Raw genomic sequence first — 22705 nt, 5'->3', positions numbered from 1 at the left:
GCGGCGCCGGTAAGGTTTCGTTAAGGCAACAAAGGGTTAATGGATGGCAGGGAACGGGCGGGACATGAAGGTCGTACGCGCCGCCCCGGAAGCCCCGCGGGACGTGACATGATCTCGAGAAACAGTTTCGCCCTCTGCGCCCTGTTGCTGGCCGGTGCCGCCGGGCTTGCGCTGCGCTCCTCGCCCGTCGAGGCGGAGAGCGGCACGACGCCGGCCATCGAGCCGCTCGGCTTTGCCGCCGACATGCCCTCCCCCGACATCATCACCAGCGCGATCCCGCGGGCCGGCGACGTCGCCCCCGTGAGCGCAGACCTGCGCGAAGGCCTCGACGCGCTTTCCAACCGGGACCCGGCCGCCGCCATCGCCGCGCGCGACCGCCTGCCCGCCGGCAGCCTCGACCGGCATATCCTGACCTGGTCCATCGCCGTTTCCGGCCAGAAAGGCGTGCCCTCATGGGAGATCGCCAATGCCCAGCGCGAATTGAAGGGCTGGCCGGGGCTGAAGGCGTTGCGCGCCCATTCCGAACGCGCGCTCGCCCGCGAGAACCCGCCGGCCGCCGACGTGCTTGCCGCCTTCGGCACCACCCGGCCGGAGACGGCCGAGGGCGCCACGGTGCTCGCCCGGGCGCTGATTGCCACCGGAAAGAGCACTGAAGCCGGCGAGATCCTGCGCACCTTCTGGCGGAAGGAAGCCCTTTCCACCGACCTCGAAGACCGGATCCTCGGCGAATTCGGCGGCCTTCTGACCGTTTCGGATCATTTCGCCCGCATGGAGATGCTGCTCTACCGCGACCGCGCCACGCAGGCCGAACGCTTCGGCGATCTCGGCAAGGCGCAGTCACTCTACCGCGCCTGGGCCGCCGTCATCCGCAAGACCCGCAATGCCGGCGACCTCGTCAAGGCCGTGGACGCGCGCTGGCGCAAGGAGCCGGCCTACACCTATCTTGGCATCCGCAACCTGCGCAACCGGGAGGAATACCGCGCGGCGGCGAAGCTCTTCGCCGAAATGCCGGAGGACCCGGCGCGCCTCGTCAATCCGGGCGCCTGGTGGAACGAGCAGCGCATCGTCAGCCGCGGCCTTGCCGACCTCGGCGACTACCGCGATGCCTATCGGGTCGCGGCACGCCACGGCGCCGACGATCCGGCCGATATCGTCGAGGCGGAATTCCATGCCGGCTGGTATGCGCTGCGCGATCTCGGCGAGGCGAAGACGGCGGCAAAGCACTTCCAGCGCATCCTGCAAGCGTCCGACCGGCCGCTTTCGCTCTCGCGAGCCTGGTACTGGCTGGGGCGCGCCGCCGAAAAGGGCGGGCCGGGCGATGCGAAGGCGTATTTCACCAAGGCGGCGAATTTCCCGGGCACCTTCTACGGCCAGCTTGCCGGCGCGCGGATCGGCCGCAAGACGCTGAACGTCGCCTATCCGAAGCCCACGGAGGAGGAGCGGACACGATTCCGCGGGCGCGAGGCCGTGCAAGCCATCGCCCGGCTGAAGGCCGCCGGCCACGGCTGGCGCGGCGACAGCCTCTACCGGGCGCTTGCCGGCGAACTGGCGAACCCCGGCGAGCTCGCCCTTCTCGCCGCGGACGCGGAAAAGGACGGCAACCACCAGCTTTCCCTGCAGATCGGCAAGATCGCCTTCGGGCGCGGCATCGACGTCGCGGCGCTCGCCTTCCCCATCGGCGTCATTCCGGACGGGGCCAACATTTCGGGCTCCGGCAAGGCGCTCGCCTATGCCATCGCGCGGCAGGAAAGCGCCTTCAACCCCGCCGCCGTCTCGCCGGCCAATGCGCAAGGGCTGCTCCAGTTGATGCCGGGCACGGCCGAGGGCGTCGCCAAACGCTACGGCATCGCCTATTCGCGCGAAAAGCTCACCACCGACGCCGGCTACAACGCCACGCTCGGCGCGCATTATCTCGGCGAGCAGATCAGCGAATTCGGTGGCTCCTACGTGCTGACCTTCATCGCCTACAATGCCGGCCCGCGCCGCGTGCCGCAATGGATCGCCCGCTACGGCGACCCGCGCGGCAAGCCGGTCGACGAGGTGGTGGACTGGATCGAGCGCATCCCCTTCTCCGAGACGCGCAGCTATGTGCAGCGCGTGATGGAGAACTACCAGGTCTACAAGGTCCGCCTCGGCCAGAAGGCCGACATCGAGCACGACCTCAGCGTCGGGCGATAGAGCGGTGCAGAACTTGCCTGCCCTTGAACCGGCCCGCCGGCCTCTTTACGCTGGCGGCGGGGAAATTGCGCAAAGGGCATTGTCGACATGAGCGAATTCACCAGCCGCTTCTTCACCGCGCCGGACGGCCTGCGGCTGCATGCGCGCGACTATCCCGCGGCCGGCGGCGGGAACACCCGGCTGCCCGTCGTCTGCCTGCCGGGGCTTAGCCGCAACGCGCGGGATTTCCATCAATTCGCCCTTCTCGTCGCGGGCGGTGCCGTCGCGCCCCGCCGGGTGATCGCGCTCGACTACCGCGGCCGCGGGCTTTCCGCCCACGATGCCGATCCGGCGAACTACACCGTGCCCGTCGAATGCAACGACGTGATCGCCGTCTGCACGGCGCTCGGCCTTTCACGCTGCCTTTTCGCCGGGACGTCGCGCGGCGGGCTCATCCTGCATGTGATGGCCGCCCTGCGGCCGGACCTCATCACCGGCGCGATCCTCAACGATATCGGCCCGCAGATCGAGGCTGCCGGGCTCATGGAGATTCGCGACTATCTTGCGAATCGCAGCACGCCCGCCAGCTTCGAGGCGGCGGCGGCCGGCCTTCGCCATCTTCACGGCGCCGCCTTCCCGGCCCTTGCGCCCGCCGATTGGCTGGACATGGCCCACGCCCTCTACACCGACCGGGACGGCCCCATCGTTGCCGACTACGACCCGAAGCTGACGGACCAGCTCAAGGCCATCGACTTCACCGAGCCGCTGCCGACACTCTGGCCGCAATTCGAGCGCCTGGCGGAAAAGCCGCTCCTCATCGTGCACGGCGAGCATTCCCGGATCCTTTCGGCCGAAACGCTGGAGCGCATGCAGGCCCACAGGAAGACCGTCGAAACGACGCTCGCCAAAGGCCAGGGCCACGCCCCTCTCCTGCATCTCCCGGATGTCTTCACGCCGATAAAGGCGTTCCTCGGGCACTTCTAAGCCCCGCGCGCATTATTCGCGGAACGCATGCTGCCCAAAACAGAAAACCCGCAGCCTCGAAGAGGCTGCGGGCTATTTTTCAGCTAGACTTCTGAATTAGAAGTTGCGCTGCAGACGGAGGAAGCCGCCGGTGCTGTCGCCCGATGCGTCGTTATCGGTGTAGTTAACCGTAGCGAGCAGGTCGAGGCCCTGGGTGATGCCGTAGCCGACCGTCAGGCCAACGCGCCACTGGTCAACACCGGAAACGAAGCCAGCGTCGCTCCAGTACTGAGCGGCCGGGGTGATCGTCAGCTTTTCCGTCGCCTTGAAGGAGTAGGAGGCAGCAACCGTCCATTCAGCTTCGTCGTAGTATGCGTTCGGGTCGGAAGCCCATACGCCAGCGAGCTGGAAGGTGCCCGGGCCGACGTCAGCCGACAGGATGGCGCGGATTGCGCCTTCGTCATTGTACGTGTCGTACGAACCGAGCAGGTCGATGGAAACACCACCGAGAGCAGCCGTTACGAGGCCGGTCACGCCGACGCCGTTCGAGTGGTCGATGTTGTATTCGAGTTCATCAACCGACAGAAGAGCGGAGAAAGCGCCGCCTTCATAGGTGTACGAGACCGAGTTGAAGACGTTGCCGGTGTGCAGGTCGTCGGTTTCGCCGTTGATGCCCTTGTCCCACGGACCGTAGATCAGACCGACCTTGAAGCCGCCGAGCTGGATGTAGGCTTCGTCGGTGTAGACGTCGCCGGCCCAGCCATCGTTGTCGGCTTCGAGAGCGATGTAGCCCGTCAGCGTGCCGAGTTCGGTGTCGGACTTGGCGTCGAACGTCAGGTAAACCTGCGTGCCGGAATCCCAGTCAGACGACCTGGTGGCCGGATCCGAGTTGTAAGCGACGTTCGAGCTGTCGTAGCCAGCGTCACGGCCGATGTTCGTCTGGAAGCGAACGTAGCCGCCGATCTTGAGGCAGGTTTCGGTGCCCGGGATGTAGAAGTAGCCGGTGCCGAAGGCGTCGCAGACGCGAACGTATTCCATGGGTTCCGGTTCGGCAGCGACGATAGCGTCGGCAGCCTGTGCGCCGGAGACTGCTGCGAAGGCAGCAGCGGAGCCGATGAGAAGGCTCTTGATGTTCATTTTCTGACCTCCAGTCAAAAAGTTTCAAACGGGTCTGGGTTTTTTGCTGAAGGACAGCGTTCCCTGCCCCATCCCCAAGTTCAGGAAGCGGACGATCAACCGCCCCTGCTTCCGAAGCCGAAAATACAAGACGCGTTCGTGTAAGCAATCTCCAAACTGAAACGAGACGGGGTTTGTGCCAGCCTTCGCCCTGCGCTGTTGCGCAAAGGACACAAAATGGCCGACAGGATTGCTAAAAGTTTAAAGATTCTTAACAAAATGCCTTATGAAGCGGGCACTTAGCCATGCCGCCCATGGGGAAAGGCGTGCCACAATCCCGGCAGGAGCGCGGCAAAACCGGCTCTTTGCGGTGGCGGCAAGGCGCTTTTCCCATGGCCGCTCCATCTTTCCGGCGTGAGGCGGGACCGCAAGGGCAGGGCATTTTCCCGCTTCGCCGCTCGAATCGGCCTCGAATCGCCACGCCGGCCGTGGCGAGGCGAATCCGTAACGGAATCGGCCGAGATTCCTCCGACTTCCAGGGAGCCGGGCGCTTCTCGTGGCGTACTCTATATACAGCGAGCCTGCCAGAAGTTGACCTCCATCGGCAAAACGCACGCCCCGGCCTTTTTGACTGGAGGTCAGAAAATGAACATCAAGAGCCTTCTCATCGGCTCCGCTGCTGCCTTCGCAGCAGTCTCCGGCGCACAGGCTGCCGACGCTATCGTCGCTGCCGAACCGGAACCCATGGAATACGTTCGCGTCTGCGACGCCTTCGGCACCGGCTACTTCTACATCCCGGGCACCGAAACCTGCCTCAAGATCGGCGGCTACGTTCGCTTCCAGACGAGCTTCGGTCCGGACGTCGACATCTATGACACGACCTCGGACATCGGCACGTCTGACTGGGACGCTGGCACGCAGGTTTACCTGACGGTCGACGCCAAGTCCGACACCGAACTCGGCACGCTGACGGGCTACATCGCTCTCGAAGCTGACGTCGACACCTACACGTCGGACACTTATGTCGACGAAGCCTACATCCAGCTCGGCGGCTTCAAGGTCGGTCTGATCTACGGTCCGTGGGACAAGGGCATCAACGGCGAAACCGACGACCTGCACACCGGCAACGTCTTCAACTCGGTCTCGTACACCTATGAAGGCGGCGCTTTCTCCGCTCTTCTGTCGGTTGATGAACTCGGCTCCGGCACGGTTGCTGCTCCGGCTTCGAACGGCGTCGGCGTGACCGGCCTCGTAACGGCTGCTCTCGGTGGTGTTTCCATCGACCTGCTCGGTTCGTACGACACCGACGCCGAAGAAGGCGCAATCCGCGCCATCCTGTCGGCTGACGTCGGCCCGGGCACCTTCCAGCTCGCTGGCCTCTGGGCTTCCGACGCAAACGCTTACTACAGCGAAGCTGAGTGGACGGTTGCTGCTTCCTACGCCTTCAAGGCTTCGGAAAAGCTGACGATCACCCCCGGCATTCAGTACTGGAGCGATGTCGGCTTCGCTTCCGGTGTTGACAAGTGGTCCGCTGGCCTGACGGTCGGCTACGGCATCACCCAGGGCCTCGACCTGCTCGCTACGGTTAACTACACCGATGTCGACGGTGGTGACGACACCACCACCGGCTTCCTGCGTCTGCAGCGTAACTTCTAAGCCTTACGGCTTTTCATATAGCGGGGACCCGGCCTTCGTGCCGGGTTTTCGTGTTTTTATTATTTCTGGGGGCTAATGTAGCAGGGGCTATTAACCATTTGATGCAACCAAGGCGCGACTGAAAAGGGCGCAACGGGGTCAGCATGTGGCAGCACACCCAAACGAACGGCATTTATTCACTTACTTATCAGCTTTCAGGCATAGATAACGAAACAACTCAACATACAAGCCTCCGCACCCTTCTTCAGCGCTATGTGGATCTCCTGTGGGAGCCGGGCTCGCATAAATACAATGTCTCCTCCTTCATCGGCGAGCTCGACGAAATCCTGTTCGGTGCCGCGTTTTCCGATTTCACGGACGAGATGCTGGACCGGCTGATTAGTGCCTTGCGCAAGCGGGGCAACAGCAACGCCACGATCAACCGGAAGCTGGCGGCGCTGAGCAAGTTGCTCCGCAAGGCGCACAAGATGGGCGACATTCGCGGCCTGCCGGAATTCCAGCGGCTCAAGGAGAAGGCGGGGCGCATCCGCTTTCTGGAGCCGGACGAGGAAACACGGCTTTTCGCGGCGATCTTCGAGAAATCGGAGATCTACGGCCGATTCTGTATCTTTCTGATCGATACCGGCGCGCGGCTTGGCGAAGGCATCGGCCTGCACTGGCAGGATATTCAGGGCGACCGCGTGACGTTCTGGCTCACCAAGAACGGCCGGAGCCGCTCCGTTCCGCTGACCGAGCGGGCCGCGCTCGCGCTCCAGGCCTCCGACCGGACACGGCGGGGCCCCTTCACGAGTATCGTCCAGGCGAAATTCCGCGCGGCCTGGAACGAGGCGAAGCATGAGGTCGGGCTCGGGGCGGAACCGGACGTCGTGCCCCATATCCTGCGCCATACCTGCGCGTCACGCCTCGTCCAGGGCGGCATCGACATCCGCCGCGTGCAGACCTGGCTCGGTCACCAGACCCTGCAGATGACCATGCGCTATGCGCATCTCGCCTCGGGAGACCTCGACATCTGCGTGCCGATCCTGGAGCGCGCCGCACGCACGGAGACGAAGTAGCGCCCGCACCCGTTTCCGCCTCCGCGAAGGACTTCGCGGCGGCTCCGGAAACGTGCCGGTTTCCCTGCCCTGCCCTCTTGCGCAAGACGGCGGTTCGGCAGCAAAATCTTCGGCATAACATCGAAAAAGGCCTTGCAATCCCTAGCCATGCCGCATACTGAAACCGCGAGCGGAGAGGTGGCCGAGTGGTCGAAGGCGCTCCCCTGCTAAGGGAGTATACCGGAAACGGTATCGAGGGTTCGAATCCCTTCTTCTCCGCCAGTCCCCCTTCTTGTCCCATCTTTCATGATGCGCCGCTTGTGCGAAGCCTTTCGCCCGAACGAAAGCCGCTGGAAACCGGCTTGCTTCCAGCGGCTTTGCTTTCACGGTGCCGCGCCTCAGGTGCGGGCGGCGAGGCGGTCTATGGCGTTCTGGGTCGAGGCGCCGAAGTCGCCGTCGATCGGGCCGTTGTAGTAGCCACGGTCCTTCAGTATCTGCTGGAATTCCTTGCGGAACTGCGGCGTGAAGTTCGCGGGCGAGCCTTTCAGCTCCTGCAGCTTGCCGGCATCGCCCCCCTCGACGCTGGCGGCGGCCCAGCGGGCGGCCTCCTTCGCATCGACGCGGGTGCCGAGGCCCTGGTCGTAGAGGCGCGAGAGATTGCCCATGGCATAGGTGTTGCCGCCGTTGGCCGCCTTCTCATACCAGTCGCGGGCCTGGGCATAATCCTGCGTCACGCCGTTGCCGACATCATAGAGCCAGCCGAGCGAGGCCATCGAATAGTAGTCGTTGAAGGCTGCCGCCTTCTCGTACCACTTGCGCGCCTCGGCATAGTCGACCGGAACGCCAAGGCCCGCCTGATAGGCGTAGCCGACCGAGGACATGGCGTTGATGTCGCCGCCTTCCGCGCCCTTCTTGTACCAGTCGAGCGAGGCGGCATAGTCCTTCGCCGTGCCGAGGCCCTCCCGGTAGAACCAGCCCATGGTCGCCTCGGCATTGGCATAGCCCTGCTCGGCGGCCTTGCGATACCACTTGATCGCCTCGTCATAGTCCTTGCGCGTGCCGTTGTAACCTTCGCGGTAGAGCCAGCCGAGGGAGGCCTGCGCATAGGGGTTACCGGCGTTCGAGGCCTCCTCGAACATGCGCGTGCCCTTGGCCATGTCGACCGGGCCGTCCGTGCCGTAGATCGAGTACCAGGCAAGGTTCGTCAGCGCGTAGAGGTTCCCCTCGTCGGCGGCCTTCTGGTAGTGCTCGCGGGCCTTCGGGTAGTTGCGCGCCGCGTCATGGGCGCGGCCCAGCATGTTGCGGACGGAATTGTCCGACGGGTTGGCGTTGAGCGCGGCCTCGCAGACCGGGATCGCCCGGCCGTAGTCGATCTGCGCGAAGAGCTTGCCGGCAAAGCCCGGACGCAGGTTCGGCTCGCCCGCAAGCTCGTAGCACTGGTCGATATCCGAACCGCCGAGCACCGTCGTCGACGTGTCCGTCGTGGTGTTGGTGTTCGAGAGCGTTACGTCGTTGCGGCCGGCCGCCAGCTTGTCGATGGCGGCAAGCGTCGCGGGGCCGAATTCACCGTCCGAGGTGCCGCTGTAGTAGCCGCGCTCACGCAGCAGGTCCTGCATGCCCTGGCGGAAGGCCACGGTGAAGTTGGCGGGCGTCTCCTTCATCTCCTTCAGCTTGCCCGGATCGCCGCTTTCGACGGCGGCCGCGGCCCAGCGCACGGCTTCCTTGGCGTCCGCCGGCGTGCCGAGGCCCTGGTCGTAGAGGCGCGAGAGATTGCCCATGGCATAGGCGCTGCCGGCATTGGCCGCCTTCTCGTACCAGTAGCGGGCCTCCACATAGTCCTGCTTCACGCCGTTGCCGACGTCATAGAGCCAGGCGAGCGAGGCCATCGAGTAGGAATCGCCGATATTGGCGGCCTTCTCGTACCAGACCTTGGCCTCGGCATAATCCTGAGCCGTGCCGAGGCCGTTCTGGTAGGCCCAGCCGAGCGAGGACATGGCGTTGGCATCGCCCGCGTCCGCCGCCTTGCGATACCAGGCGAGCGACTGGACATAATCCTGCGAAACGCCGAGGCCCTCGCGGTAGAACCAGCCCATCGTCGCCATGGCATTGGCATAGCCCTGGTTGGCGGACTGCTGGTACCACTTCACCGCCTCGTTATAGTCCTGCCGCGTGCCGCCGTAGCCCTCGCGGTAGAGCCAGCCGAGCGAGGCCTGGCCATAGGAATTGCCGGCGATCGCCGCCTTCTCGAACATCGAGAGGCCCTTGGCGACATCGACCGGTCCGTCCGTGCCGTAGACCGAGAACCAGGCGAGGTTCGTCATGGCATACATGTTGCCGAGCTCGATCGCCTTCTCGTAGTTGCGCCGCGCCTCGACATAGTTGCGGTCGGCATCGTGCGCGCGGCCGAGCAGGTTGACGAGCATGCCGTCGGACGGGTTCTCGTTGACGGCCTGCGCGCAGGCGGCGAGCGCCCGCTTGGCATCGATCTTCAGGAAGGCGACGCCCATGAAGCCGGGCAGCGACTGCGGCTCGCCGGCCAGCAGGAAGCAGTCCCGCGAGGCCGGCGTCTCCTTGCCGGCGACATCGACGCTGAGGCCCTTTTTCGGCTCCAGCGCGGCGATCAGGTGCTCGGCGTCGGCGCGATGCCTGCTGCCCGGATAGCGCTCGATGAAGCGCTGGAGGGCGGCCGCGTCGGTCGATTCCTTCAATGCCTCCCAGGCGATGCCGGCCGCATCCTGCCCTTCGTTCTCGGTCGCCTCCTTGAGGCTGGCGAGCTTCTTTTCCGCCAGCATCTTGTAGACCGGGTCCTTGCCGTGCTTGGCGAGGAAGGCGTTCAGCAGTTCCTCGTCGGCAAGGTCGCGGATGTTCTGCCAGTCGGCAGCCGCTTCCGACTGGCCGTTCGGCGAGACCTCCTGCGTGTTGCCGCTGTTGGTGACGTTGATGTTCACTTCCTTGATGTTCAGGAATATCTGCGCGCCGCCGAGCGAGCCGTAGACGAAGGGCTCCTGCTCGCGGTTGGTGGCTTCCACCACCTCGTCGCGCACCTTGCCGAGCGCGATGCGCACGTCGAGGCCGGGTTCGGTGAGATATTTGGCGAGCGCCGTGGCGAAGGGGCTGTTCCGCCCCTCCCCGTCGAGCGCCACCGTGCCGGCCTTCGAGGCGAAGGCGATCAGCGTGTCGGCCGATTCGGGCTCCACGCGGGCAAGGCCGCGGGTGACGGCGCGCGTGCCGATGGACCGGCTCATCGAGGCGGCGAAGGGATTGTTGCGGCAGGCATCGAGAATGAAGAGCTTGAGCTTCTTGGCGCCTTCCAGCGAGCGCTGCACGCGGTCGATGGCGACGCTCTCATCCTCCACGTCGCGATCGCTCTTCAGCGCCGCGTCGACGGGGATGAGATAATTGACCCCGTTCATCTCCATGGCATGGCCGGAGTAGTAGACCACGGCCATTTCCGCATCCACGGATTCGTCCTCGAACTCGCGCAGCGCCTTGACCATGGCGGCGCGGTCGAGATCGAAGACGGTCTTCACGGAATCGAAGCCCGCCGCCTCGAACGCCGAGCGCATCAGCTCCACGTCGTTGGCAGGATTGTTGAGCGGGGCGGTCTCCTCGTATTTCTCATTGCCGATCAGAAGCGCAACGCGTTTGGCCTCGGCGGCGCCCGCATTGAACACAACGACAGCGATGGAGACTAACAAGACCGGCGCCCAGCGGTTCGTCATTCGCCTGAACATGCCCTTCCCTCCGGCATTATTGCCGAGAGTATTACGTATGGCATGGGCCGTTTCAATGCGGCCGCGCGCGGATTTTTTTCGGAAATATCACGTATCGGGCACATCGACCCAGCGCGCCTCGCGGAAGGACTGCGCCATGGCGTGCACGGACTTCTCGATGCGAAGGCCGTGGTTGAAGTCGATGGAGTGGGTGGCCATGCCGGCGATGGCGGCGATCAGCTCGCGGCATTCGATGACCTTGAGGTCGTTGAAGCCGAGGCCGTGGCCGGGCGCGGGCACGAAGCGGTTGTAGGGCTTGTGGTGCGGGGCCGTCAGGATGGTCGAAAACCCCTGCTCGGCCGGCCGGCCGGCGGTGGTGTAAAGCTGGAACTCGTTCATGCGCTCCTGGTCGTAGAGGATCGAGCCCTTCGAGCCGTAGACCTGGAGGGCGATGCGGCCCTTGCGGCCCCAGGCGGAGCGGTTGGCCATCAGCACGCCGGAAATGCCGGCGGGAAGGCGCATGAGGACGCTGGCGATGTCGTGGTTCTCCACGGCGCGGCGCCCGCCGTCCTTCAACGGACGGTCCGCGTAGGGCTTTGCGAGCGAGGCGATGACGGCCTCGACATGGCCGAAGAGGCTCCACAGCAGCGAGAGCGGATGCACGGCGAAATCGTCGAGCGCGCCGTAGCCGGAGGCCGCCTCGCTCTTCCAGGAGAAGGGCGCCTCGGGATCGGCCATGAAGTCCTCGTCCATCTCCACGCGCACATGGTTGACCGTGCCGATGGCCCCCTCGTCAATGAGCGAGCGGATGTGCCGCATCACCGGGTTCTGGATATAATTGTAGCCCATGATCGCCACCTTGCCGGAGGAGCGCTGGGCGGCGAGCATGCGTTCGGCATCGGCGAGCGAGGTCGCCATCGGCTTTTCGCACCAGACATGCTTGCCGGCTTCCAGCGCGGCGATCGCCATCTCGGCGTGGAACTGGTTGGGCGTGGTGATAGAGATGACGTCGACCGCCGGATCCGACAGCAATTCGCGCCAGTCGCCCGTCGAGCGGGAGAAACCGAATTCACGGGCGCGGACGGCGGCAAGCTCCGCATTGGCCTCGGCGAGGAACACGAGGCGGGGCCGCTCGACATCCCCAAAGACGGCGGCGACATTGTTCCAGGCGAGCGCATGGCACTTGCCCATGTAGCCGGTGCCGACCAAGCCTACTCCCAAAGCCTTCATGACATCTCCTCCATCCGCTTTGCCGGCATCTCCGCGTTATCCGTAACGGGAAAGATCTGGAACGAGAACTATCCTTCGCAACCATATGGAATATTTATTTCATTTGTCGCAGAATGGCCGCAGGCAAAAGGATGGATCCATGGACAACAGCGAAGCGGCCCTTGCGCGTGTGCCGCGCGATTTCGACAGCTTGCGCAGCGTCATCATAGAGCGAAAGGCGGCCATGCCCAAGCGGCTTGCGCAGGTCGCGGCCTATGCGCTTTCCAACCCGGACGACATGGCTTTCGGCACCGCCGCCAGCATCGCCGCGGCAGCGGACGTGCAGCCCTCCACGCTGGTGCGCCTTGCCCATCACCTCGGCTACGAGGGCTTTTCCGACCTGCAGAACGTCTTTCGCGCCCGCCTGCGCGACCGCACGCTTTCCTACGAGGAACGCCTTCTTTCTCTTGAAGCCGGCGCATCGGCCGACAGCGACACGGAGCTGCTCTCCGGCTTCATCAACGCGGCCAGCCAGTCCCTCTCGCGCCTTGCCGGCACCATCGACGGGCGGACCTTCTCGAAATCCGTCGACCTGCTCGCCCGGGCCGAGACGATCTACCTCGTCGCCAAGCGCCGCTCCTACCCGCTGACGGCGCATATCGCCTATGCCTTCGGCAAGCTCGGCATCCGCCACCAGACCATCGCCTCGCCCAACGGCATCGACGCGGAAATCGCCGGGTTCGCGACGGAAAGGGATGCGGTGCTCGCCGCCAGCTTCGCGCCCTATGCCGCCGAAAGCCTGGCGCAGGCGCAGGCGCTCGCCGCCCGCGGCGTGCCGATCGTCGCCATCACCGATTCGGTCTTCTCGCCGCTCGCGGCCGCCGCCGCCCACTGGCTGGAAGTGTCGGAGGCGGACCATGCCGGCTTCCGTTCGCTTTCCGCCTCGATGGCGCTCGCCATGGCCCTGCCCGTCGCCATCGCGGAACGGCGCCGCAGCCTCAGGCGAGGCGCACCGCGGAACGCCATGGAATAGAAACGGAATACTTGTTCCGAATTGACAGGATAATGGAATTCATGTTTCATTTTCCGGCAATACCGCGCGGCGTGCACGATGCCGCAAGACCGGAGGGAAGACATGCCGACCATTGACCAGGACAAGACGCTCGACGTCATCACCATCGGGCGCTCCTCCGTCGACCTCTACGGCCAGCAGCTCGGCACGCGTCTCGAGGACACCGCCTCCTTCGCCAAATCCGTCGGCGGCTGCCCGGCCAACATCGCCATCGGCACCGCCCGTCTCGGCCTTAGGTCCGCACTCATCACGCGCGTCGGCGACGAGCAGATGGGCCGCTTCATCCGCGAGCAATGCGCGCGAGAGGGCGTCAATGTGGACGGCATCAAGACGGATAAGGAACGGCTGACGGCGCTCGTTCTGCTCGCCATCGAGGCCGAAGGCGTCTCGCCGATGATCTTCGTGCGCACGGACTGCGCCGACATGGCGCTCGACGAGGGCGACGTGGACGAAGCCTTCGTGCGTTCCTCGCGCGCCGTGCTCGTCTCCGGCACGCATTTCTCGCGGCTCGACAGCGAGGCGGCGCAGCGCAAGGCGATCCGCATCGCCAGGCAGTCGGGCGGCAAGGTCATCTTCGACATCGACTATCGGCCGAACCTCTGGGGCCTTGCCGGCCACGCCGAAGGCTTCGAGCGCTATGTGAAATCCGACCGCGTCTCGGCCATCATGAAATCCGTGCTGCCGGACTGCGACCTCATCGTCGGCACGGAAGAGGAGATCATGATCGCCTCGGGCGCCGACGACGTCCTCTCCGCGCTGAAGGCGATCCGCGCCGTCTCGCCGGCCACCATCGTCCTCAAGCGCGGCGCCATGGGCTGTATCGTCTATGACGGGCCGATCTCGGACGATCTGGAGGACGGCGTCGTCGGCCAGGGTTTTCCGATCGAGGTCTACAACGTGCTCGGCGCGGGCGATGCCTTCATGTCCGGCTTCCTGCGCGGCTGGCTCACTGGCGAGAACCACGCCACCTCCGCGACATGGGCCAATGCCTGCGGCGCCTTCGCCGTCTCGCGCCTGCTCTGCTCGCCGGAATATCCGAGCTGGGAGGAGCTTTCCTTCTTCCTTGCGAACGGCAGCAAACACCGGGCGCTGCGCAAGGACGCGGCAATCAACCATATCCACTGGGCGACGAACCGCAAGCAGGGCGACATCCCCCTCCTCATGGCGCTCGCCTGCGACCACCGCATGCAGCTCGTCGACATCGCCGACGAGCTCGGCGTGCCGCACGAGAAGATCTCCGCATTCAAGCGCCTCACCGTCGAGGCCGCCGCGCGGGTCGCCGAAGGCCGGCCCGGCTATGGCATGTTGATCGACGAGCGCTTCGGGCGCGAGGCCTTCTTCGACGCCGCAACGAAGGATTTCACCTGGCTCGGCCGGCCCGTCGAGCTGCCGGGATCGAAACCGCTGCGCTTCGAGTTCAGCCAGGATATCGGCTCGCAGCTCGTGGAATGGCCGGTCGACCATTGCATCAAGTGCCTGTGCTTCTATCATCCGGGCGATCCGGCGGCGCTGAAGACCGAGCAGCAGGAGAAGCTGCGCACGCTTTTCGAGGCGGCGCGGCGCGTCGGGCGCGAACTGTTGATCGAGATCATCGCCGGCAAGAACGGGCCGCTCGAGGATGACACGGTCTCGACGGCGCTTCAGGAACTCTACGACCTCGGCATCAAGCCGGACTGGTGGAAGCTGGAGCCGCAGGCATCGAGCGCCGCGTGGCGGAACATCGAGGCGGTGATCGCGAAGAACGACCCGTGGTGCCGCGGCATCGTGCTGCTCGGCCTCGAAGCGCCGGCCGAGGAACTGGTGAAGGCCTTCGAGGCGACGAAGTCGGCGCCGGCCGTCAAGGGCTTTGCCGTCGGCCGCACGATCTTCATCGAGGCCGCGCGCGCCTGGATGGCCGGCCGGATGGACGACGAGGCGGCCATTGCCGACATGGCCGGCCGCTTCCGCGCGCTGACCGACGCCTGGCTGAGAACGCGTGGGCTGTAAGAGAAAGATTGGGAGGAATACGATGGGCAAGACGATCCGGCTGACGATGGCGCAGGCCGTCGCACATTTCCTGAAGGCGCAGATGACCGTGGTGGACGGCAGGAAGGTGCCGATCTTCGCAGGCGTCTGGGCCATTTTCGGCCATGGCAACGTCGCGGGCATGGGCGAAGCGCTCTACCAGGTGCGCGAGGAGCTGCCGACCTATCGCGCCCATAACGAGCAGGGCATGGCGCATGCGGCCATCGCCTTCGCCAAGGCGAGCTTCCGCCAGCGCTTCATGGCCTGCACCACCTCCATCGGCCCCGGCGCGCTCAACATGGTGACGGCCGCCGGCGTCGCCCATGTCAATCGCCTGCCCGTGCTCTTCCTGCCCGGCGACGTCTTCGCCAACCGCATCCCCGACCCGGTGCTCCAGCAGATCGAGGACTTCGGCGACGGCACCGTCTCGGTGAACGACGCCTTTCGCTGCGTCTCGCGCTATTTCGACCGCATCACCCGGCCCGAGCAGATCGTCCCGGCCCTCAAGCGCGCCATGCAGGTGCTGACCGACCCGGTCGATTGCGGCCCGGTGACGCTCTCGCTCTGCCAGGACGTGCAGGCAGAAGCCTATGACTATCCGGCGAGCTTTTTCGAAGAAAAGGTCTGGGCGCAGCGCCGCCCGCGGCCCGATACGGAAGAACTTGCCGCCGCCATAGCAACGCTGCGCAAGGCTGAAAAGCCGCTGATCATCGCCGGCGGGGGCGTCCTCTATTCGCAGGCGACGGCCGAGCTGAAGGCTTTTGCCGGCATGCACGGCATCCCGGTCGCCGTCACGCAGGCCGGCAAGTCGGCAATCCCCGACGATCATCCGCTCGCCATGGGCTCGGTCGGCGTCACCGGCACCTCGGCGGCCAACGCCTTTGCCGAGGAGGCGGACGTCATCCTTGCCGTCGGCACGCGCCTGCAGGATTTCACCACCGGCTCATGGGCGCTCTTCAAGAACGACGCGGTGAAAATGATCGGCCTCAACACCGCCGCCTTCGACGCCGCCAAGCATGACGGCCAGCCGCTCGTCGCCGACGCGCGCGAGGGGCTGACGCTGCTTTCCGAGGCGCTGGGCGGCTGGAAGGCGCCGGCCGCGGTGGAATCCTCGGCAAAGGCCCGCAAGGACGAATGGATGGCTGCCGCCAACCGGGCGACGGCCGCGACCAATGCTGCGCTGCCCTCGGACGCGCAGGTCATCGGCGCGGTGCAGCGGAGCATCGGCGGGGACAATTCCATCCTCGTCTGCGCCGCCGGCGGGCTTCCGGGCGAATTGCACAAGCTCTGGCAGGCCAACCGGCCGGGCGGCTACCACATGGAATACGGCTTTTCCTGCATGGGCTACGAGATCGCCGGCGGCCTCGGCGTCAAGCTGGCGCGGCCGGAGGCGGATGTCGTCGTCATGGTCGGCGACGGCTCCTACATGATGCTCAACTCCGAGCTTTCGACCTCGATCATGCTCGGCAAGAAGCTCACCGTCGTCGTTCTCGACAACCGCGGCTACGGCTGCATCAACCGCCTGCAAATGGCGACCGGCGGGGCGAACTTCAACAACCTCCTCAAGGACGCGATGATCGAGGCCATGCCGGAGATCGACTTCCGGGCGCATGCCGAGAGCATGGGCGCGGTCGCCGTCAAGGTCTCCTCCATCGCCGACCTCGAAACGACGATCCAGCAAAGCAAGGCGAACGAGCGCACCTCCGTCATCGTCATCGACACCGATCCGCTCATCACCACGCAGGACGGCGGCCACTGGTGGGACGTCGCCGTGCCCGAGGTCAGCCCGCGCGGCGAGGTCAACGCGGCGCGCGAAGCTTATGTGAAGGCGCTCGAAGCCCAGCGGATCGGATAGGACGGAGAACGGAGCAGCCACTCACCTCACTTACTTACTCACTTACTCACTTACCGCTCACCTCTTTCTTCTCACCTCTCCACCGTCATCCTCGGGCTTGACCCGAGGATCCACCTACACGGCACGCCGGAGAGGGCGGCATGGATCCTCGGGTCAAGCCCGAGGATGACGAAAGAGAGGGAGTGAGGGAAAGGGAACGAGCAAGCGGGAAACAATAATACCGGAAGGCCCTCGCCTTCCCCCAAGGAGACCACAATGAAAGCCAAACTCGGCATGTCGCCCATCGCCTGGTGGAACGACGACCTTCCCGAACTCAGCGACGACGTCTCGCTGGAGGAATGCCTGCGGCAATCCCGTAGCGCCGGCTTCACCGGCATGGAGCAGGGCCGCCGCTTCCCCTCGAACCCGCAAGAGATGCTGCCGATCCTGCGCGCGGCCGACGTGACGCTGTGCGGCGGCTGGTTCTCCGGCACGCTGGTCGACGAGGAGCTTGCCGCCAACAAGGACCGCATCGCGCCGATGATCGAGCTGTTCAAGGCGGTCGACGCGCCCTGCATCGTCTATGGCGAGGTGGGCCGGTCCATCCAGGGTGACCGTTCGAAGCCGCTTGCCACCAAGCCGCGCCTTTCCGACGACGAGATGAAGGCCTATGCCCGCAAGGTGACCGAGTTCGGCGAATGGTGCGCGGATCAGGGCATGCCGCTTTCCTACCACCACCACATGGCCGCCGTCGTCGAGACAGAGCCGGAACTCGACGCCTTCATGAAGCATTCCGGCGAAGGCATCCCGCTGCTGCTCGATGCCGGGCACCTCGCCTTTGCCGGCGGCGACGTGCTGCGCGCCATCGACAAGCACCACGCCCGCATCAACCACGTCCACGTCAAGGATATCCGCAAGGCCGTGGTGGACGGGCTCGACCGGAGCAAACAATCCTTCCTCGATGCGGTGGCGCTCGGGGCCTTCACCGTGCCGGGCGACGGCTCGCTCGATTTCGGCGCCATCGTCCAGCGCTTCGCCGATTACGGCTACGAAGGCTGGTTCGTCGTGGAGGCCGAGCAGGATCCGCGTGAAGCGCCCCCGCAGAGGATGGCCGAGATCGGCCACAAGGAACTGATGCGCGTCATGACCGCCGCAGGCTATACCGTAGAGACGGAAGGTTTTCCGAAGGCATAAGGAGAAGCCCATGCCCAAGCTCATCGTCAAACCCGAGGGCACGCACGGCCGCGTCAGCCATGTGACGCCGGAAAGCGCCGGCTGGACCTATGTCGGCTTCGACGTCCACCGCATGAAGCCGGGCGAGATCCTCGCCGCGGAAACGGGAAGCCGCGAGGTCTGCCTCGTGTGGATTTCCGGCAAGGGCAAGGCGACGGCGTCGGGCGAGGATTTCGGCATCCTCGGCGAGCGCATGAGCCCGTTCGAGGGGCCGCCGCACGCGCTCTACGTGCCGGCCGATTCCAACTGGTCGGTGACTGCGGAGACCGACCTGGAGCTTGCCGTCTGCTCGGCGCCCGGCGGCGGCGACTACAAGGCCAGGGCCATCCCGCCCGGAACGCATCCCAAGCTGACGCGCGGCAAGGGCTCGAATGTCCGCGACGTCCACAACATCATGCCGGAGGACGACAATTCGGCCCACTCTCTGCTCGTCGTCGAGGTGATCACGCCGAACGGCAACACCTCCTCCTACCCCTCGCACAAGCACGACCGGGACGACCTGCCGAACGAGAGCCTTCTGGAGGAGACCTACTACCACCGCCTCAACCCGCCGCAGGGCTTCGCCTTCCAGCGCGTCTACACGGACGACCGCTCGCTCGACGAGGCGATGGCGGTGGAGGACGGCGACGTGACGCTGGTGCCGAAAGGCTACCACCCCTGCGCCACCATCCACGGCTACGACCTCTACTATCTCAACGTGATGGCCGGGCCGAAGCGGGTGTGGAAGTTCCACAATGCGAAGGAGCATGAGTGGCTGCTGGGGTGATTGGACGCGAGATCGCTACGTGACCGCATCCTTCAAACGGATTGGTCCGCCTGCTCCAGAAACCCGCCTATGCGGGTTACCCCTCATCCGGCCTGCCGGCCACCTTCTCCCCGCAAGCGGGGCGAAGGGGATATGCCACACTGTTTTCCCCAAGCAATATCCGCTCGTGGGGCACGTCCCCTCTCCCCGCTTGCGGGGAGAGGGTTAGGGTGAGGGGCGAACGGAAAGGCAGGGCGTAACGCCTACCGCTTCCACTTGCGCGTCAGACCCCATTCCTTCGCGATCTCCAGCGTCGAGGAGAACCCCGCCTCCAGCATGAAGGGCTCGGCGGACACCGCATACCCGCCGCCTTCGCCGGAAAGCACCGGGGTGCCGTGGCCCATGCCGTCGATGGCGTGGAAGGTGACGAGGGGCTTGCCGTCCTTGTCCGGCCAGATGCGGGTGCGCCGGCCCTTGAGGCGCTTTTCCACGAAGGCCTCCTTCGGCAGGCGGTAGAGATCGCGCCATTGCTCGACGAGGGCGAGGCCGTTGGAGAGCGAGACGGTCTCATCCGCCGTGCCGTGCCAGATGGAGACGGCGGGCTTGCGGGCGATGCGCGGGGAGACGGCGCGCACGAGGTCCGACCAGTCGCGCGGGCTGCGCTCGGGGGCTTCCGCCATCGCGTCGAAGGCGCGGGTCGCATCGCGCGCGGCGCCGAAGGGCAGGCCGGCGATGATCGCGCCGCCGGCAAAGACGTCCGGATAATTGGCGAGCATGGCGGCGGCCATCGCCCCGCCGGCGGAAAGGCCTGTGACGAAGACGCGCTCCGGGTCGCTTGCCGCCGTCTCGGCCGCATGGGCCACCATCTGGCGGATCGACATCGTCTCGCCGCGGTCGCGCGTCACCTCGCTCGGCCGGAACCAGGTGAAACAGAGGCGCGGATTGTTCGCCTCGCGCTGCTGGGCATAGACGACGGCAAAGCCGCGCTCCCCGGCAAGCGATGTCCAGCCGGCGGCCCGGTCGTAGCCTGCCGCATCCTGCTGGCAGCCGTGCAGCACGAGGACGAGCGGCCGGCCGGCGGGCAGGCCCTCGGGGATGTGCGCGAACATGCGCAGGGCCCCGGGATTGCTGCCGAAGCCGGCCACCTCTTCCAGCATCGAGCCGGCGGGGCGCCGCCGGGCCGCGGGCGCCTTGCGCTCCTCGTGGCGGGGTGACGGCCGGAACAGGTCGCCGAGCCGCGCTTCGGCCGGCAGCAGGCGCTCGACGGATCGCTTGAAGCGGTCGCGCATGGTGGGCCTCTCTTTCGTGGAATTGCTCATTGTCAGGCTACATGCCCATGGCGGAGGGCGCAATCAAGGCGAAAAGGCGGGCATGGCTCATTCTTCGGATTCATGAGGGCATTCATAAATAGCCAAAGCATTCGGCCTTCGGTTTCGTTCCCGCCCTTTCGGAGAGAGGCGAGCTGATGTAGCACTTTTGCAACGACGAACCGCAACGGGAGGACCCCATGAGCGAGCACCACAGCGCCACCCCGCAGCAGGCCCGCGCCAAGATGGCAGCCTTCGACTGGGCCGATCCCTTCCTCCTGGAAGACCAGCTCACCGACGAGGAGCGCATGATCCGCGATACGGCCGCGGCCTATTGCCAGGACAAGCTCGCCTCGCGCGTGACGGAGGCCAACCGCCACGAAATCTTCCACCGCGAGATCATGAGCGAGATGGGCGAGCTCGGCCTGCTCGGCCCCACGATCCCCGAGGAATATGGCGGCGTCGGCGCGAACTACGTCTCCTACGGCCTCGTCGCCCGCGAAGTCGAGCGCGTCGATTCCGGCTACCGCTCGGCCATGTCCGTGCAGTCCTCACTGGTCATGCACCCGATCTTCGCCTACGGCACGGAAGAAAGCCGCAGGAAGTACCTGCCCAAGCTCGCCTCCGGCGAATGGGTCGGCTGCTTCGGCCTCACCGAGCCGGACCACGGCTCCGACCCCTCCTCCATGATCACCCGCGCGAAGAAGGTCGACGGCGGCTACCTCGTCTCGGGCGCCAAGAACTGGATCACCAATTCGCCGATCGCCGACGTCGCCGTCGTCTGGGCGAAGTCCGACGCGCATGACGGCAAGATCAAGGGCTTCATCCTCGAGCGCGGCATGAAGGGCTTCGAGACGCCGAAGATCGAGGGCAAGTTCTCGCTGCGCGCCTCCGTGACGGGCATGATCATGATGCAGGACGTCTTCGTTCCCGACGAGAACCTGCTGCCGGAAGTCTCCGGGCTCGCAGGCCCCTTCGGCTGCCTCAACCGCGCCCGCTACGGCATCGCCTGGGGCGCCATGGGCGCCGCCGAGTTCTGCTGGCATGCCGCCCGCCAGTACACGCTCGACCGCAAGCAGTTCGGCAAGCCGCTCGCCGCCACCCAGCTCATCCAGAAGAAGCTCGCCGACATGCAGACCGAGATCGCGCTCGGCCTTCAGGGGGCGCTGCGCCTCGGCCGCCTGTTCGACGAGCACCGCGCGCCCGCCGAGCTCATCTCGCTGATGAAGCGCAACAATTGCGGCAAGGCGCTCGACATCGCCCGCGTTTCCCGCGACATGCACGGCGGCAACGGCGTCTCGGACGAATACGGCGTCATCCGCCACGTCATGAACCTGGAAGCCGTCAACACCTACGAGGGCACGCACGACATCCACGCGCTGATCCTCGGCCGCGCGCAGACGGGGCTTCAGGCCTTCCAGTAAGGCGGGCGCGGAAGCGCATTCGCGGCCGCGGCATTTGGATCGTCGGGTCAAGCCCGAGGATGACGGAGAGGGGGAGATGTCGCCCGTCCGTTGAGCGGTGCGGCAAGCGGCGGCGTCGCTCTGGCCGTCATGCCTTGCTTCCGTCGTCATCCTCGGGCTTGACCCGAGGATCCATCTCCTCCTCCCCTCGACCGCTCGTTAAAACGCGAGCGGCCGTTTTCATGTTTTATCCACCCCGTTTCGGTACAGTTCGACTCCGGCAACACAAGCGGGAGGGCGCCATGCCCCTCGAACAGGTCCACGAACAGCTTCACCTGCGCCACCCCAAGCGCAGCTTCGTCCAGTATCGCCTCGACAAGCCCGGCTTCATCACCCCGATCGGCCACCATCTCAGCACGGCGATGCGCTACACCTGCCTCATCCGCAGCATCTCCAGCGCGGGCGCGGTGCTTTCGATCAACAAGACGCTGACGCTGCCGGAGAACTTCTACCTGGAGATCGACGGCATCCGCGACGAGATCCCCTGCACGGAGTTCAAGCGCGAGGGCGAGGAGATGGTCGTGCACTTCAACATGTTCCTCGACACCGACTTCCTGAACCTGGTGCTCGGCCGGCGGCCCGCCGGGCAGGACGCCTGAGAGAAAAACGGACGTTAAACTTTTAACCTTTTGTTTTAACGAAACAAAACACTCGCCTGCGACACTCCCCCTCTCTTGGACATGACGTCCCTCCCTCAGGAGAGTGTGATAATGGCTATCGGTGCAGATTCCCGTTCCGTCGCAGGGCTTTACGAGCGTAAATGGGAGCGGTTCGCCGTCAACCGGCAGGGCATGCTGATGACCGTCGGGTTCGACCTTGCCGCACCGAAGATGCGAAGCTGCAAGCTGGTCGACATCTCGCTCGGCGGCGCCAGCTTCACCGTCAGCACGACGATCGGCCTGCCGCTCCACTATTACCTCTCGGTCGTCGGCGTCACCTCGCGAATCGGCTGCGCGGAGGTCTACCGCAACGACAGCCGCGTCGGCGTGCAGTTCATCAAGGAAATCGACGAGGAGCTGCTGCACATGATCGTGCGGTCGGACTATTTCACCGGCGGCGTGAACAACCGCGCGCGGAGCGAGGAGCGCCGCTACATGGTCGGCGTGGAGCGCGGCGGCATCGGCTCGGCCGTCATCTGATCGTTTCACGCGCGCGGATTATTGGCTAGGGTGCCGGAGGCCGATTCCGGCCGGCTTTCC

Annotated in this window: 16 protein-coding genes and 1 tRNA gene; 13 read left to right on the top strand and 4 right to left on the bottom strand. The window is 65.4% G+C overall.

What is annotated here, in order from left to right; genetic code table 11:
* Nucleotides 1-108 precede the first annotated feature (108 nt).
* Both ACZ5TO_RS04760 and ACZ5TO_RS04755 read left to right on the top strand, forming a co-directional pair.
* Nucleotides 109-2178 (top strand): lytic transglycosylase domain-containing protein, encoded by a 2070-nt coding sequence (locus tag ACZ5TO_RS04760; protein WP_464799737.1) that lies wholly within the window; start codon nucleotides 109-111, stop codon nucleotides 2176-2178.
* Nucleotides 2179-2265: 87 nt separating this feature from the next.
* Nucleotides 2266-3141 carry an alpha/beta fold hydrolase gene (locus ACZ5TO_RS04755; protein ID WP_464799736.1) on the top strand — a complete coding sequence of 292 codons (876 nt, stop codon included), beginning with the start codon at nucleotides 2266-2268 and terminating at the stop codon, nucleotides 3139-3141.
* Nucleotides 3142-3237: 96 nt separating this feature from the next.
* On the opposite strand, the gene ACZ5TO_RS04750 is transcribed toward ACZ5TO_RS04755, so the two are convergent.
* Nucleotides 3238-4257 carry a porin gene (locus ACZ5TO_RS04750; RefSeq protein ID WP_464799735.1) on the bottom strand — a complete coding sequence of 340 codons (1020 nt, stop codon included), beginning with the start codon at nucleotides 4255-4257 and terminating at the stop codon, nucleotides 3238-3240.
* Between the two features lie 624 nt (nucleotides 4258-4881).
* Between ACZ5TO_RS04750 and ACZ5TO_RS04745 the strand changes: the two genes are divergently transcribed.
* The 3 genes from ACZ5TO_RS04745 to ACZ5TO_RS04735 all read left to right on the top strand — a co-directional run bounded on the left by ACZ5TO_RS04745 (nucleotide 4882) and on the right by ACZ5TO_RS04735 (nucleotide 7208).
* Nucleotides 4882-5892, top strand: a complete 1011-nt coding sequence (locus tag ACZ5TO_RS04745; RefSeq protein ID WP_464799734.1) for a porin — start codon at nucleotides 4882-4884, stop codon at nucleotides 5890-5892.
* Between the two features lie 143 nt (nucleotides 5893-6035).
* The gene (locus ACZ5TO_RS04740) at nucleotides 6036-6947 is read left to right on the top strand and encodes a tyrosine-type recombinase/integrase (RefSeq protein ID WP_464799733.1); all 912 of its coding nucleotides are present in this window, start codon (nucleotides 6036-6038) and stop codon (nucleotides 6945-6947) included.
* A 171-nt stretch (nucleotides 6948-7118) separates the two neighbouring features.
* Nucleotides 7119-7208: transfer RNA gene (locus ACZ5TO_RS04735), tRNA-Ser, on the top strand.
* A 116-nt stretch (nucleotides 7209-7324) separates the two neighbouring features.
* Here the strand turns inward: ACZ5TO_RS04735 and ACZ5TO_RS04730 are convergent.
* Both ACZ5TO_RS04730 and ACZ5TO_RS04725 read right to left on the bottom strand, forming a co-directional pair.
* Nucleotides 7325-10660, bottom strand: coding sequence for a caspase family protein (locus ACZ5TO_RS04730; protein WP_464799732.1), 3336 nt, complete (start codon nucleotides 10658-10660; stop codon nucleotides 7325-7327).
* An 87-nt stretch (nucleotides 10661-10747) separates the two neighbouring features.
* Entirely contained in the window at nucleotides 10748-11869 is a 1122-nt protein-coding gene (locus tag ACZ5TO_RS04725) for a Gfo/Idh/MocA family protein (RefSeq protein WP_464799731.1), read from the bottom strand.
* Nucleotides 11870-12008: 139 nt separating this feature from the next.
* On the opposite strand from ACZ5TO_RS04725, the gene ACZ5TO_RS04720 reads away from it, so the two are divergent.
* The 5 genes from ACZ5TO_RS04720 to iolB all read left to right on the top strand — a co-directional run bounded on the left by ACZ5TO_RS04720 (nucleotide 12009) and on the right by iolB (nucleotide 18757).
* Complete coding sequence (locus tag ACZ5TO_RS04720) at nucleotides 12009-12881, top strand: MurR/RpiR family transcriptional regulator (RefSeq protein WP_464799730.1); 873 nt, start codon at nucleotides 12009-12011, stop codon at nucleotides 12879-12881.
* A gap of 102 nt (nucleotides 12882-12983) precedes the next feature.
* The gene (locus tag ACZ5TO_RS04715) at nucleotides 12984-14906 is read left to right on the top strand and encodes a bifunctional 5-dehydro-2-deoxygluconokinase/5-dehydro-2-deoxyphosphogluconate aldolase (RefSeq protein WP_464799729.1); all 1923 of its coding nucleotides are present in this window, start codon (nucleotides 12984-12986) and stop codon (nucleotides 14904-14906) included.
* A gap of 22 nt (nucleotides 14907-14928) precedes the next feature.
* The gene (gene iolD / locus ACZ5TO_RS04710) at nucleotides 14929-16779 is read left to right on the top strand and encodes a 3D-(3,5/4)-trihydroxycyclohexane-1,2-dione acylhydrolase (decyclizing) (RefSeq protein WP_464799728.1); all 1851 of its coding nucleotides are present in this window, start codon (nucleotides 14929-14931) and stop codon (nucleotides 16777-16779) included.
* Nucleotides 16780-17034: 255 nt separating this feature from the next.
* Nucleotides 17035-17952 (top strand): myo-inosose-2 dehydratase, encoded by a 918-nt coding sequence (iolE, locus tag ACZ5TO_RS04705; RefSeq protein ID WP_464799727.1) that lies wholly within the window; start codon nucleotides 17035-17037, stop codon nucleotides 17950-17952.
* A 10-nt stretch (nucleotides 17953-17962) separates the two neighbouring features.
* Complete coding sequence (iolB, locus tag ACZ5TO_RS04700; protein WP_464799726.1) at nucleotides 17963-18757, top strand: 5-deoxy-glucuronate isomerase; 795 nt, start codon at nucleotides 17963-17965, stop codon at nucleotides 18755-18757.
* Nucleotides 18758-18999: 242 nt separating this feature from the next.
* Here the strand turns inward: iolB and ACZ5TO_RS04695 are convergent, their stop codons facing one another.
* On the bottom strand, nucleotides 19000-20025 hold the full coding sequence (locus tag ACZ5TO_RS04695) for an extracellular catalytic domain type 1 short-chain-length polyhydroxyalkanoate depolymerase (protein ID WP_464799725.1): 1026 nt from the start codon (nucleotides 20023-20025) through the stop codon (nucleotides 19000-19002).
* 218 nt (nucleotides 20026-20243) lie between these two features.
* On the opposite strand from ACZ5TO_RS04695, the gene ACZ5TO_RS04690 reads away from it, so the two are divergent.
* From ACZ5TO_RS04690 to ACZ5TO_RS04680, 3 genes are all read left to right on the top strand, one after another.
* Nucleotides 20244-21467, top strand: coding sequence for an acyl-CoA dehydrogenase (locus ACZ5TO_RS04690; protein ID WP_464799724.1), 1224 nt, complete (start codon nucleotides 20244-20246; stop codon nucleotides 21465-21467).
* Nucleotides 21468-21748: 281 nt separating this feature from the next.
* Nucleotides 21749-22105: a hypothetical protein gene (locus ACZ5TO_RS04685; protein ID WP_184144728.1), complete on the top strand. Its 357-nt coding sequence runs from the start codon at nucleotides 21749-21751 to the stop codon at nucleotides 22103-22105.
* A gap of 111 nt (nucleotides 22106-22216) precedes the next feature.
* A complete protein-coding gene (locus ACZ5TO_RS04680) occupies nucleotides 22217-22645 on the top strand; it encodes a PilZ domain-containing protein (protein ID WP_464799723.1) in 429 nt (142 codons plus the stop codon).
* Nucleotides 22646-22705: the final 60 nt, after the last annotated feature.

The sequence above is a fragment of the Shinella sp. Sh6 genome (genome assembly GCF_055392685.1).
This window is presented reverse-complemented; position numbering and strand designations above follow the sequence as displayed.